Annotated in this window: 12 protein-coding genes; 5 read left to right on the top strand and 7 right to left on the bottom strand. The window is 34.5% G+C overall.

What is annotated here, in order from left to right; all coding sequences use genetic code 11:
- The 5 genes from pseH (at nucleotide 1) to recJ (ending at nucleotide 4,884) form a co-directional block, all read left to right on the top strand.
- Complete coding sequence (gene pseH, locus JJQ98_RS02185; RefSeq protein ID WP_210670768.1) at nucleotides 1-507, top strand: UDP-4-amino-4,6-dideoxy-N-acetyl-beta-L-altrosamine N-acetyltransferase; 507 nt, start codon at nucleotides 1-3, stop codon at nucleotides 505-507.
- A complete protein-coding gene (locus JJQ98_RS02180; protein ID WP_151104693.1) occupies nucleotides 507-1,148 on the top strand; it encodes a formyltransferase family protein in 642 nt (213 codons plus the stop codon). Before pseH ends, JJQ98_RS02180 begins: the two co-directional genes overlap by 1 nt.
- A 278-nt stretch (nucleotides 1,149-1,426) precedes the next feature.
- Entirely contained in the window at nucleotides 1,427-1,627 is a 201-nt protein-coding gene (locus JJQ98_RS02175) for a hypothetical protein (protein WP_151104692.1), read from the top strand.
- A gap of 46 nt (nucleotides 1,628-1,673) precedes the next feature.
- Nucleotides 1,674-3,308: a CTP synthase gene (pyrG, locus tag JJQ98_RS02170; protein WP_104719713.1), complete on the top strand. Its 1,635-nt coding sequence runs from the start codon at nucleotides 1,674-1,676 to the stop codon at nucleotides 3,306-3,308.
- Nucleotides 3,298-4,884 (top strand): single-stranded-DNA-specific exonuclease RecJ, encoded by a 1,587-nt coding sequence (gene recJ / locus JJQ98_RS02165; protein ID WP_247596652.1) that lies wholly within the window; start codon nucleotides 3,298-3,300, stop codon nucleotides 4,882-4,884. The genes pyrG and recJ overlap by 11 nt, the downstream gene beginning before the upstream one ends.
- Nucleotide 4,885: 1 nt before the next feature.
- On the opposite strand, the gene JJQ98_RS02160 is transcribed toward recJ, so the two are convergent.
- The 7 genes from JJQ98_RS02160 to fliG are packed head-to-tail and all read right to left on the bottom strand — an operon-like array spanning nucleotide 4,886 to nucleotide 12,624.
- Nucleotides 4,886-5,155 carry a hypothetical protein gene (locus JJQ98_RS02160; RefSeq protein ID WP_065829668.1) on the bottom strand — a complete coding sequence of 90 codons (270 nt, stop codon included), beginning with the start codon at nucleotides 5,153-5,155 and terminating at the stop codon, nucleotides 4,886-4,888.
- A gap of 11 nt (nucleotides 5,156-5,166) precedes the next feature.
- A complete protein-coding gene (locus JJQ98_RS02155; protein ID WP_247596651.1) occupies nucleotides 5,167-7,599 on the bottom strand; it encodes an efflux RND transporter permease subunit in 2,433 nt (810 codons plus the stop codon).
- The gene (locus JJQ98_RS02150; RefSeq protein WP_060661012.1) at nucleotides 7,589-8,164 is read right to left on the bottom strand and encodes an MlaC/ttg2D family ABC transporter substrate-binding protein; all 576 of its coding nucleotides are present in this window, start codon (nucleotides 8,162-8,164) and stop codon (nucleotides 7,589-7,591) included. The genes JJQ98_RS02155 and JJQ98_RS02150 overlap by 11 nt, the downstream gene beginning before the upstream one ends.
- Before the next feature lie 2 nt (nucleotides 8,165-8,166).
- Nucleotides 8,167-8,865, bottom strand: a complete 699-nt coding sequence (locus JJQ98_RS02145; RefSeq protein WP_060661013.1) for an MlaA family lipoprotein — start codon at nucleotides 8,863-8,865, stop codon at nucleotides 8,167-8,169.
- A gap of 3 nt (nucleotides 8,866-8,868) precedes the next feature.
- Nucleotides 8,869-10,737 (bottom strand): 1-deoxy-D-xylulose-5-phosphate synthase, encoded by a 1,869-nt coding sequence (gene dxs, locus JJQ98_RS02140; protein WP_060662630.1) that lies wholly within the window; start codon nucleotides 10,735-10,737, stop codon nucleotides 8,869-8,871.
- Complete coding sequence (gene fliH, locus JJQ98_RS02135; protein WP_005020672.1) at nucleotides 10,737-11,597, bottom strand: flagellar assembly protein FliH; 861 nt, start codon at nucleotides 11,595-11,597, stop codon at nucleotides 10,737-10,739. Before fliH ends, dxs begins: the two co-directional genes overlap by 1 nt.
- Entirely contained in the window at nucleotides 11,590-12,624 is a 1,035-nt protein-coding gene (gene fliG, locus JJQ98_RS02130; protein ID WP_005020674.1) for a flagellar motor switch protein FliG, read from the bottom strand. The genes fliH and fliG overlap by 8 nt, the downstream gene beginning before the upstream one ends.

The raw sequence follows: 12,624 nt of genomic DNA, 5'->3' as shown, positions 1-12,624 counted from the left end.
ATGAGATTAAAAAATTTTACTAATCTTTCGCAGCAAGAGAGTAGAGAAGTTTTTTTGTGGAGGAATAGCGAGGAAATTTCTTGTTTTATGAAAACAAAAAATATTTCTTGGGAAGAGCATATTGCCTTTCTTGAAAAGCTCAAAGAAGAGGTAACTAAGCAATATTTTTTGGTTTTTGATGGAGAAGTGGCAGTGGGTGTTGTGGATTTTGTGGATATTCAAAGGGGAGATTCTTGTGAGTTTGGAATCTATCAAAATCCAAATTTAAAAGGATATGGAAAAGGCTTAATGGAGGTTGTGATAAAATATGCCTTTGAGACTTTGAAAGTCAAGAATCTTTATGCTTGTGCTTTTAATGAGAATCAAAAAGCAATTTCTCTTTATCTAAAATTTGGTTTTATTCTGACAAAAAAGGATGCAAAAATGAGTTATTTTAAATGTAGTAGGGGGGGGGGGGTAAATAATATCTTTTATGGCTTGCCATTCTTTCAAAGGGAGGTGAGTTGATGAAGGTGGCGATTTTAACTTCTCCCAATCAATGGTTTATCCCTTATGCAAAAGATTTGCAAACAAAGATTACTAAAAGCGATTTGTATTTTTCTCATCAAGAAATAAAGCAATCTTATGATATTGTTTTTATTTTATCTTATCATCAAATAATTCCTAGATCTTTTTTAATTAAGAATAAACATAATCTTGTAATTCATGCTTCTAATCTCCCCAAAGGAAAAGGCTGGTCGCCGATGTTTTGGCAGATTTTAGAGGGTAAAAATGAGATTGTGTTTTCGATGTTTGAAGCCGATGAAAAGGCGGATAATGGTGATATTTATTTACAAAAAACATTGCAATTAAGCGGACTTGAATTATATGATGAATTAAGAGATAGACAAGCTAAGATGTGTGAAAAGATGTGTTTGGAGTTTTTAGCAAAATATCCTAATATTGATGCAAAAAAGCAAGAGGGAGATGAGAGCTTTTATTCTAAGAGATTACCTAAAGATAGTGAATTGGATATAAAAAGTAGCTTGGAATCTCAATTTAATTTATTAAGAATCGTTAGTAATGAGGAGTTTCCAGCATTTTTCTATAAGGATGGTAAAAAGTTTATTTTAAAAATCTATGATTCTTCTATGGGGGTGGGGGAATAACCCTAAAAGATTATATTGATTTTAAGTCCTAAGGAACATAGTGAGATTTTGAAAATTAGCAATGATGAGAGAATAAGAAAATTTCTTTATACTCAACATTTTATTTCAATCAAAGAACACTTGGAATTTGTAGAAAGATTAAAGAAGGATTTGAGAAAAAAATATTTTGCAATTTATTGTTGTGGTAAATTTTAGGAAGTGTTAATTTTGAAAATAAAGGACAAGAAGTTGAATTTGGATTTTAAGCAAATCCAAATATTGCTGGGCTTGGTAGAGTTATGGAGCAAATTAGTCTTTTTTATGCTTTTTGTGTTATGAATTCAAAAAAGCTGATATTGGAGGTTTTTTATGAGAATAGTAGGGTAATTAATCTGCATAAAAAGTTTGGGTTTATTGTGTATGGAGAGTTTTATAAGGGCGAAAAGAAAGTTTTGAAGATGTATTTAGAAAATAAATTGAATGATAAAAGAGAAAATTAACTTCCTAATTAGTATAATTTTGCATTAAATTTTTAGAGGTTTTTGTATGGTGGAGACGAAATATATTTTTGTTACAGGTGGAGTTTTAAGTTCTCTTGGGAAGGGGATTACTTCCTCATCAATAGCAACTTTATTGAAGCATTCAGGTTTTGAAGTGGGTATTTTGAAAATCGATCCTTATATCAATGTGGATCCCGGGACAATGAGCCCTTTAGAGCATGGAGAGGTTTTTGTAACACAAGATGGTGCGGAGACGGATTTAGACATTGGGCATTATGAGCGTTTTTTAAATATGGATTTTTCCTCTAAAAATAATTTTACAACAGGGCAAGTTTATCTCTCTGTGATCGATAGAGAGCGTAAAGGTGGGTATTTAGGTAAGACAATTCAAGTCATTCCACATATTGTTGATGAGATTAAGCGAAGAATCAAACTTGCAGGAGAGGGCAAGGAAATTTTGGTAGTTGAACTTGGCGGAACAGTGGGAGATATTGAGGGGCTGCCATTTTTGGAAGCTATGCGTGAGATTAAACATGAATATGGAATGGAGCGTGTTATTAGTGTGCATGTGACTTTGATACCATTAATCAAAGTGGCAGGGGAGTTAAAAACAAAACCAACACAACATAGTGTGCAAGAATTAAGACGCATTGGGATTACTCCGCAAATTATCATTGCACGGACAGAAAAAGAATTGCCAAAAGAGCTTAAAAATAAACTTTCAATGAGTTGCGATGTGGATTATGATTGCGTAATCACTGCTCAAGATGCTAAGAGTATTTATCAAATGCCGCTTCATTTTTTGAAAGAAGGGGTTTTGGTGCCTATTGCAAGATTCTTAAAACTCCCAGAATTTACACCTAATATGCAAGAATGGGATAGTTTAGTGAAGCGAATCCTAGCTCCACAAAATGAAGTTAGCATTGCCTTTGTGGGTAAATATTTGAATCTTAAAGAATCCTATAAATCCCTCATTGAAGCTTTGGTGCATGCAGGGGCGAATTTGGATACAAAAGTGAATATTCAATGGATAGATAGTGAAGAGCTAGAAAATAATCCAGAAATAATTCAGCAATTAAAGTATGTTAATGGTATTTTGGTGCCCGGTGGATTTGGAGAAAGAGGGATTAAAGGCAAAATGAAAGCCATTTGGTTTGCGAGAGAAAATAAGATTCCATTCCTTGGAATCTGCCTTGGAATGCAGTTGGCAGTCTTGGAATTTGCACATAATGTTTTGGGAATCAAAGAAGCAGATTCTATGGAATTCAATCCTAAGACAAAAGAACCTATTATTTATTTGATTGAAAACTTTATTGATCAAAATGGCAAACAGCAAATTCGCACACACACTTCCCCTATGGGTGGCACAATGAGGCTTGGTGAATATGAATGCCAAACTAAAGAGGGCAGCAAACTCCAACAAGCTTATAAAGGGCAAAAAACTATCAAAGAAAGACATCGTCATCGCTATGAAGTGAATCCAAAATATAGAGAAGCTTTAGAAAAGCAAGGAATGATAATCTCTGGAGAATCTAATGGGCTGATTGAAGTAGTAGAGCTCAAAGAGCACCCATGGTTTGTGGGAGTGCAATTTCATCCGGAATTTACTTCTAGGCTACAAGCACCTAATTTGGTAATTTTAGAATTTATTAAGCAATCTTTAATGTATCATGCTAAATGATATATTGAGGTTTTCTCCGCTAAATGCACTAGAAATAAAAAATATTCTTGCAGGTAGGTTTGATGGGGAAAAGATTAAAAAATTGCAAGATTTGCCTCCCCCTGATTCTTTGAATAATCTCTCTAAGATTGCCAAAAAAATTGCCAAAGCCATACAAGAAAAAAAAAGAATAGTTGTAGTTGGCGATTATGATGTAGATGGTGTCGTTTCTTGTGCGATTTTAAAAGAGTTTTTTGATAAGATACCCTATGTGATTTCAATTGTGATACCTAGCCGTTTTGATGATGGTTATGGATTATCAAGTGCAATGATTGACAGATTAGATTGTGAAATGATTATCACGGTGGATAATGGCATTAGCGCGATAGAAGCAGCAGAAGTTTGTAAGCAAAGAGGAATTGAGCTAATTATTACAGATCATCATACACCGCAAGAAAATCTACCAGATGCACTTATTTGCAACCCAAAGCTTTCTCCCCATTTTCCAGAATCTGAAATTTGTGGTGCTTGTGTGGCATGGTATTTGTGTGCAGCAATCAAGCAAGAAATGGGGATAGAAGTCCAAATGGCTGAATTTTTGGATTTACTTGCTTTGGCAATTATTAGTGATGTAATGCCTCTTAGAGGAATGAATCGTGTGTTGTTGAAAAAGGGGTTAGAAGTTTTAGCACAAAGCAAAAGAGCTGCTTTGGTGATTTTAAAAGAGCATTTCAAAAGATACCCTTTGAATTCGCAATTGTTAGGATATTATTTTGTGCCACTTTTGAATTGTGCAGGGAGGATGGAAGAGGCTAAGATTGCATATGAATTTTTGATTGAGAAAGATTATTACAAGGCATTAGAAATATTTAAAAAACTTCAAAAACTTAATCAAAAAAGAAAAAATCTCCAAAATAAGACTTTTTTAGAAGCTAAAGAATATTTTGAAACACAAGAAAAGTTTGAAGAATTACCCTTTGTGCTTGTGTGTAATGAGCAGTGGAATGAAGGAGTGGTTGGGATTGTTGCAGCAAAACTTTGTGAAGAGTATGCCAAACCAAGTATTGTGCTAACGCATAAAGAAGAGTATTTAAAAGGCAGTATGCGTTCTTTGGATATAGATTGTATGAAGATTTTGGAGCAGTGTCAAGGATATTTGGAGGCATTTGGGGGGCATTTTGGTGCAGCGGGATTGAGTTTGCAAAAAGAGAAATTTTTGGATTTTAGAGATTATTTGATGCAATTAAAATTGCCAGACAAACAAAAGATAATTCAATCTAATATTCTTGGAGCTTTGCCTCTTAAAGAAGTGAATTTAGAGATTTTTAGAATCTTGCAGGAATTTGAACCCTATGGAGAGCAAAATAGCATTCCCCAGTTTGTAACTCAAGCAAAAATAAGAGCGGTGCAAATTTTTGGGACTAACCATAGCCAAATGGTTTTGGAGCAAGAAGGGGTGATTAGAAAAGCTTTGGTATTTTTTGAAAATCTAAAAGCTTATGAGAATCAAGAAATGGGGTTTGCGTATTCTTTGCAATGGGATAAATTTGCTCGTGATGTAGTATTAAAAGTGGAGAATTATACCCCATTGATTTAGGCTATCTTACACATTCTTTTGAATATGAATCGCATTTGAAGCCTAATGGACAATCTGTATCAAAATTGCAGCCACTTTCAATTTTTGGTCCATAATTGTTTCTTGGCTCATTAAAATTTTGGATTCCAAATTCATCGACTGCTTTTATACATTGTCCTTCCCAGTCATACATATTTTTTAGACATTGGTAGCCCAAATTGCAATCTGCATCAGACATACAAGCAAAGGAAAATTGAGAAGCAATCCATAAAAATATTATAAATTTTTTCATTTTCTACCTTTTTATTTTTTGAGAGTGATTAGGAGTGTTGGGAGCAAGATTAATGATCCAGCAAGCATTAGAAGCATTACAAGTGTAGTGAGTAGCCCAAAATAAATTGTGGGGATAAAATTGCTAGTCATCATGGCACAAAAACCAACTACAATTATTAAGGTGGTATAATACATGGCATTGCCAATAGAGCTATGAGAGCGTATAATGGCTTGTTTGATTGAATGGGATTTTAGCTCTTCTTTGTAGCGATGAATATAATGTATCACATCATCAACTCCAATTCCAAGACAGATTGCAGCAATAGTGATTCCCATTAAATCTAGGGGGATTCCACTAATACCTAAGAATCCAAAAATTGCCCCTAATGGAATGAGATTAGTTAGGAGTGCAATCACAGAAAGTTTAAAGCTTCTAAAAATTAGAACAAAAACTAAGAAAATTGCTCCAATTACAAGGCTTAGAGTATCTACTTGCGAGGCGATGAGGCTTTGTAAGAGATTGTTATAAAGCACCATCATACCATTGATTTTAAAAGTTACAGATTCGTTTTGGAGCAGGGTTGTAAGATCATTTTGGATTTCGTGGATGAAAAGATTGCGTTTGAGATTTGGATTAGAATCAAAGGTGCGAAAGACAAAACGCATTTGATTTTTTGCAATGTTGGCATAAGGGGTGAAGAGTTGATTTTTGAGATTTTGTGGAGAATTTTTATAAAGAAAAGCGATAGTAAAATCATCAGCACCTAATCCCAAAGAGCCTACAAGCATGGAGAGGCTATGTAGGCTTAAAATAGAGCCGATGTATTCTTTGTTTGCTAAGTAAGTGTGGATTTTTTCTGCGATTCTTAGTTTTTGACTATCAAACCAATAAGAATCCTGTTGTTCTAATGCATTAAATTCCTCTTCAAATTCATTTTCAAAATCACTAAGAGAGGAATCTTTGGAAGATTTATCTTGAAAATTTATGATAATTTCAAGTGGAATCGTGCCTCCAAGATCTTGGTCGATTGTAAGTAGTCCCTGTTTGATTTCGCTGTCATCTTTGAAGTAATTAACAAAGCTGTTTTCTACTTTGAGATTCATAATACCATAAATGCTAAAGACAATGCAAAGAAAAGAAATAGCATAAATGAGTTTGGGTTTATTAGTGGCAAGATTTGCACATTTTAGCAAAAAGATGTGGTGCCATTTGGGGAGATCTTTGACTTTTTGGGGTTTGGGTAGAATGACTAAAATTGCACCAAAAAGCATAAAAGTAAAAATGAGTGCAACACTTACCCCAATACTCATAATAATTCCTAGATGAATAATAGGGAGAATTTTGGAAAATACGAGGCTTAAAAATCCAATAATAGTGGTTAAAACAGCAAAAAAACTAGGCGAGGCTTTGTTTAGCATCACTGCATACACGAGGTTTTTTTGTGAGGCTTTGGGAAATTTTTCATAAAACTCTAAATAAGAGACAATTAGATGCACTATCAAAGAGACAGAAATAATCAGCAATAAAGAAACATAATTGCTTGAAACAATGGTGATTTGATAACCAAAAAAAGAAAAAATACCACTGCTAACAACAAGGCTAAAAAGACAAACACAAAAACTTAGAGCGACAAAATAAATGTGGCGGAAAAATATCCACAACATTAATGCCAAAATTATACTCAATGCTGTGCCATAAGTAATGAGGTCGGATTTTACATAATCAATCATATCGCTTGCAATAAGCATAATTCCGCCAAGATAAACTTTTCCTTCTGCTATGTATTGTTCTTTGAGAGATTTTAGGGCTTGAATAGTTTGGGCATTGTGGATTTGGGAATTTTGTTTGTGTGTATGAATGAGATTTTGGATATTTTGTTTTTCTTCTTTGGTGTTTGCGGTATTTTTGAGTTGGGTTAATTCTTTTAGTTTAATGTCTTCTTTTAGATAAATTAAAATTCCAGCAGTTTTTGCATTTTTTGAGATGATATTTTGTGTGTAAAAAGGGTGGTTTAGAATCTCATTTTTTGCGAGGTTTTTATCGGTTTGTTTGGAAAGTAGAGTTGGATTTATTTTGAGAATTTCTTGTAATTCAAGATTGGGTGTGCTTTTGAGCAAAGGGGCATTTAAAATGCTTAGAGTATCTTGCACTTGTGGAATCTTTTTGATATCTTGTGTGATTTTTTGGAGAATTTGGAGTGAATGGTTTGAAAATACATTCCCATCTTTTGGGATAAAGGCTAAAATCAAAAAATCTTTTGTTTGGTAGTCTTGCAAGATTTCTTCATAAATTTTGAAATCTTTGTCATTTTCGAGGATAAGGCTTTCAGAGCTAGCATCAATGGGGAGCTTTATCGCATAAAATAAAGAAATAAAGAAAAATAAAATACAGCAGAATAGAATCTGCTTTGGATATTTTAAGATGGTTTTAAAAATAAACGCTAATGGGTGATTAATTTTCAAAGCGTATTTCACTTTCTAGTTTTTGGAGTAATTTTTCAAAACCTTCTTGAGAGATAATATCTGCAAATTGTGAGCGATAAGTTTGAATAACGCTAATGCCCAAAATATCAACATCATAGATTTTCCAATCTTGATTGAATTCATGAAATTTGAAAGTGATATAATGGATTTTTCCATCTAAGATGATAGAAGTTTTGAGATTGTAGCGGTTGGCTTTAGTCTTTTGCCCACCTAGGACTTTCATAGTTTCATCTTTGTAGAGGTGGAGTTTGTCTGTAAAACTTCGCTTGAGATTTTTTTCAAATGCGACATCAAATTCTTTTTGTTGGCTAGGTGAGAGGGTTTTGTATTTTTTTGAGAGTGAGAGTTGTGCCATTAAATGATAATCAAAAATAGAATCAAACATTGCAAAGATTTCTTTGGCAATAGATTCAATGTTTTTATTAGAGGTTTGTAAAATGTGGATTGTTTGATTGATATTTTTTTCCATTGTTGTATCAATTTTGTCAAATTCTAATGCAAAACCAAAAGTAGCCACCAATAAAAAACTAAATAAAATTTTCATAATCACTCCTTGATTAATTCATTTCTATGTTGTTCATAAGAATTTTTCATTAAAACATAAGTATTTAAGCTGTCTCTTCTAAAAGTATCCAAAGTGTCCTTATGTCTTGCAGTGTAGTTAAATTCTTTGAAGGTATAAACACCAGCAGAAAGCAAAAATGGTTCTAAATAGGTTGTGGGATAAGCTAGAGCATTAAGCGGCATTGCTAAAATATCCCTAAAATTAGAAGGTCCAATCAAAGGAAGCACGAAATAAAATTCTCCATCTATTCCCCATCTTCCAAAGGTAATTCCAAAATCAGAGCGTTTAGAATATAAACCATTTGGTGTCGCTATATCTAGGATTCCCCCAATCCCAAAGGTGCTATTTAGCGTAAATCTCCCAAATTCATTGATTGCATCATTGAATCTAAAAGAAAAGAGGTGAGAGAGAAATCGCAAAGGTGAAGCAAGATTATCAAAAAAATTGTAGATTCCAAGTCGCAAACCAAGTGGAGTTGCTGCGTTATAGACTTGTAGGGCTGGATCAAAAACATAATCATAAATACCCCAATTGACTTCTGTCATAAAGCGATTGTATTTTTCAAAAGGATCTTTGATAACACTTTGTGTGTATTCACTTTCAAAATCTTCCAAAAACTCTTCTTGCCCAAAGAGATTTTGGCTAAAAATGATGAGCACAATAAGTATAAAATTGCGCATTTTTTATCCTAGAATGATTTGTGAAATTTTATTGGCTAGAGTTTTTGAATCTAAGCCCAAAAGCTCTTCAACCTCTTGTGTTTTGCCATGAGGAATAAAAGCATCTTCAAATTCAAAAGAATGAATTTCTAATGACAGATGATAGTTTTGTGCAAATGCACTTAAAGATTCTCCAACCCCACCGATTTTGGCACTATCACTAAAGACAAACCATTTTGAGTGTTTTTGTGCAAGCCTTTGGAGGGATTCTTCATCTAAAGGCTTTAGGAATCTTAAATCCACAATATTGCACAAAATGGACTGCTGTTTGAGGATTTCAGCACATTGCAATGCTCTCCCAACTCCATTACCATAACCTAGTAGCAAAATATCGCTTTTTGCTTCTTGTAAAATTTCTAGCTTTCCATAAACAAAAGGGGTTGCAGGGATAAGATTTTCTTGTAGCAAAAATGTTTTTCTAGGATAGCGAAAAGCACAAGGTCCATTGTTGAAATGATTAGCAAAAATGATAGCCTCTTTGAGTGTGGCATTGTCTCTTGGAGCAAAGAGGGTGAAGTTTGGGATTATTTTAAGATAAGCAAGATCAAAAACGCCTTGGTGAGTCTCGCCATCTTCTCCGACAATACCCGCTCTATCAAGGGCAAATTTTACAGGAGTATTCATAATCCCTACATCATGGACAAGTTGATCAAAAGCGCGTTGCAAAAAGGTAGAATAAATCGCTACAAAGGGTTTAAAGCCTTCTTTGGCTAAAGAGCTTGCTTGTGTGGTTGCATGTTGTTCTGCAATGGCAACATCCCAAAAACGATTTGGAAAATGCTTTATAAGCAAATCAAGTCCCGTTCCACTTGGCATTGCAGCAGTAATCCCCACAATCTTTGAATCTTGTTGTGCGAGTTCTAAAAGAGTGTTTGCAAAAACTTGGGTTGGAGTTTGCTGGGCAGAATTATTTTGTGTTAAACCTTTTTGCATATCAAATGGGCTTACGCCATGCCATTGTTCCAAATGCCCTTCAGCAAGCGAGTAGCCTTTGCCCTTTAGTGTGTGTGTATGGACAACAATTGGTTTTTGCATGCTTTTGGCAAGATTAAAGGCATTGATGAGTTCTTTAAGATTGTGTCCATTGATAGGACCGATGTATTCTAATCCAAGCTCTTCAAAGAGTAATCCTGGAGTGATGAGTTTTAGGGATTCTTCAAAGCGTTTAGCAAGATAAGTAGCATTTGGCATTTTATTAAAAGCGCTGCTGAGTTTAGATTTGATTTTTTGGATAAATTTACCAGCAATTGCTTGAGAGAGATATTTGCTAATTGCTCCTATGGGTTCTGCAATGCTCATTTCATTGTCATTTAAAATAATCACCATAGGGTATTTTCTATCCCCAAGTTCATTTAAGGCTTCATAGGCAAGTCCCGCACTCATTGCACCATCGCCTATTAAAACAACAGGGAGATTTTGGGATTGATTAAGTTTGAAAGCCTTTGCTACACCAACGCCTAAAGAAATGGAAGTAGAGCTATGCCCAGCAATAAAATAATCATATTTGCTTTCTTGTGGTTTGGTATAACCGCTAATCCCATTAGTTTGACGCAAACTCTCAAAATCGTCCCAACGCCCTGTTAAGAGTTTGTGTGCATAAGCTTGATGGCTAACATCAAAAATAAAGGGATCATTTGGAGAATCAAAAACGCAATGCATAGCAATGATGAGTTCTACCGCACCCAAACAAGAGCTTAAATGCCCGCCATTTTTGGAAACTACTTCTAAAATTCTTTTGCGTAATGTTTGGGCTAATTCTTCTAAGAGAAGATAATCTTTGTCGTTTAAATTATCTTTTTTGAGAATCTCTAGGTATTTTTTATCTAGTGGCATTAAAATTTACTCTCTAAGATGGACTTTTTGATAGCTTCAAACCTCAAATAAATATCGCCATCAATGTTCCCCTCATTGCTTAAAATGACAACCCCACCTTTTGCAATGGCTTGGTCTGCTTGGAGTGTGATATTGTTTAAATCTTTTAGTGATTCTTTGAGTTCCTCTAAATCTCCGGGAAAAACTTTGAGTGTTACTTGTGTGTTTTCGCTAATATTTTGGAGCAAATTTCTTGCAAGAGAAGTCGCAATTTTGGCACTATTGTTATTTACTTCACTGATAATTACTTCTTTGGCAATATCTAGGGCAATAGCACTTAACTCTTTTTCGAGGTTAAGAATATGATTTTTTGATTCAAGGATATGTTCATCAATGCGTTTAATACTAAGTGCGTAGAGTTCTTTTTGGCTATTAATTTGTGCTTCGAGCTCTTGTTTGGCTTTTTGGTAGCCCTCATTATAGCCTTGCTCTTTGGCTTCTGTTTTGGCATTTGTAACTTTTTGGTCAATTTCTTTTTCTTGTTTATCAAATTGTTCTTGTAGTTTTTGCAAGGATTGTGCTAATGCATCACTTTTTTGGAGAATCTTATCTACTACTTCTGTTTCAAAAAGTTTGAGAGAGGGAGTATCAATTTGTGGTTGATTTTGGATAGTTTCTTGTTGGGGTTGCATTTCTTGAATCACTTCTTGTTCTTGGATTTCGTTGTTTTTTGGAATAGAATCTTGGATAGTTTCTTTGTGCGTAGTTTGTGCTGCTGGTTTGGGATTGACTTCCATATTTCTAAAATTATATTTTTTAATATCATGCCTTGCTTTGTGTTCTTCGGTGATAATGTTTTCGTGTTCGTTAATATTATTCAATGGTATCCTCTTGTTCTCCGATTTGTATTACCCCTTGTTCTGAAAGGGATTGGACGGTTTCAACAATTCTTCTTTGGGCAGATTCGACATCTCTGACTTTCACTGCCCCCAAAAATTGCATTTCTTCCAAAAACTGCTCACTTGCTCTTTGGGACATATTGGACATAAATTTTTGTTTTAGTTCTTCTGGAGAAGCCTTAAGCGCCAAAATCAAATCTTTTTTATCGACCACTTTTAAAATTTCTCTAATAGCGTTGTTATCTAGCTTTTCAATATCTTCAAAAGTAAACATCATTTCTTTAATAGCTGCTGCGAGTTGATCATCAATTTGCTCAATATAGGCAATGGTTGCTTTAGCTGCTTTTTGCCCTAGTCGGTTAAAGACTTCTGCTACTGCGCGGATACCTCCAACTTCAACTTTATAGCTAGTGAGCGATTCGAGTTTGTTTTCAAGGACGGTAGAAACTCTTTTGACGACATTTGGAGAAATATCTCCTAAGTTTGCCATACGAATCGCTATTTCTGCTCTTAAATCATCTGAAAAAAAGCTAAGAGTTTCTGCAGCATTTGTAGGATCCATATGTGCTAAGATTAGAGCAATGGTTTGTGGGTGTTCATGGATAATAAAATCTGAAAGTTGTTGAGGGCGAACTCGCGAAAGGTATGCAAAATTTTGAGATGATTGCATGGATTTTGCAAGTTTATCTAAAACCCTCTTTGCAGCTTCTGGACCAAGTGCGCGATAAAGAAGCTCTTTTGCGTATTCAAAGCCACCTGTTGAAATGTATTGGTTGGATTGAAAAATAGCATAAAATTCTTCTAATATAGCCGCTGCTATGGTTTTATCTACTCCGGAGTTTTGGGCGATATATTTTGAAATTTCTGTAATGGAATCCAAATCAAGATGTGAGAAGATTTCTCCTGTAATTTCATCACCTAGCTGCACAAGCAAAATGGCAATTTTTTCTGCCATTGAAAATTCGTCATATTGTGCTTGTTGTCTAGGGCTAAGGGAAATAGATGGCAT

The sequence above is a fragment of the Helicobacter pullorum NCTC 12824 genome (assembly GCF_017979475.1).
Taxonomy (GTDB): Bacteria; Campylobacterota; Campylobacteria; order Campylobacterales; family Helicobacteraceae; genus Helicobacter_D; species Helicobacter_D pullorum.
The sequence above is the reverse complement of the archived record's forward strand: the minus strand, read 5'-3'. Positions and strand labels throughout refer to the sequence as shown.

Coding starts and splice junctions, on each gene's coding strand:
- pseH (WP_210670768.1), top strand. CDS start 1: ATGAGATTAAAAAATTTTACTAATCTTTCGCAGCAAGAGAGTAGAGAA.
- JJQ98_RS02180 (WP_151104693.1), top strand. CDS start 507: ATGAAGGTGGCGATTTTAACTTCTCCCAATCAATGGTTTATCCCTTAT.
- JJQ98_RS02175 (WP_151104692.1), top strand. CDS start 1,427: ATGGAGCAAATTAGTCTTTTTTATGCTTTTTGTGTTATGAATTCAAAA.
- pyrG (WP_104719713.1), top strand. CDS start 1,674: ATGGTGGAGACGAAATATATTTTTGTTACAGGTGGAGTTTTAAGTTCT.
- recJ (WP_247596652.1), top strand. CDS start 3,298: ATGCTAAATGATATATTGAGGTTTTCTCCGCTAAATGCACTAGAAATA.
- JJQ98_RS02160 (WP_065829668.1), bottom strand. CDS start 5,155: ATGAAAAAATTTATAATATTTTTATGGATTGCTTCTCAATTTTCCTTT.
- JJQ98_RS02150 (WP_060661012.1), bottom strand. CDS start 8,164: ATGAAAATTTTATTTAGTTTTTTATTGGTGGCTACTTTTGGTTTTGCA.
- JJQ98_RS02145 (WP_060661013.1), bottom strand. CDS start 8,865: ATGCGCAATTTTATACTTATTGTGCTCATCATTTTTAGCCAAAATCTC.
- dxs (WP_060662630.1), bottom strand. CDS start 10,737: ATGCCACTAGATAAAAAATACCTAGAGATTCTCAAAAAAGATAATTTA.
- fliG (WP_005020674.1), bottom strand. CDS start 12,624: ATGCCATCTATTTCCCTTAGCCCTAGACAACAAGCACAATATGACGAA.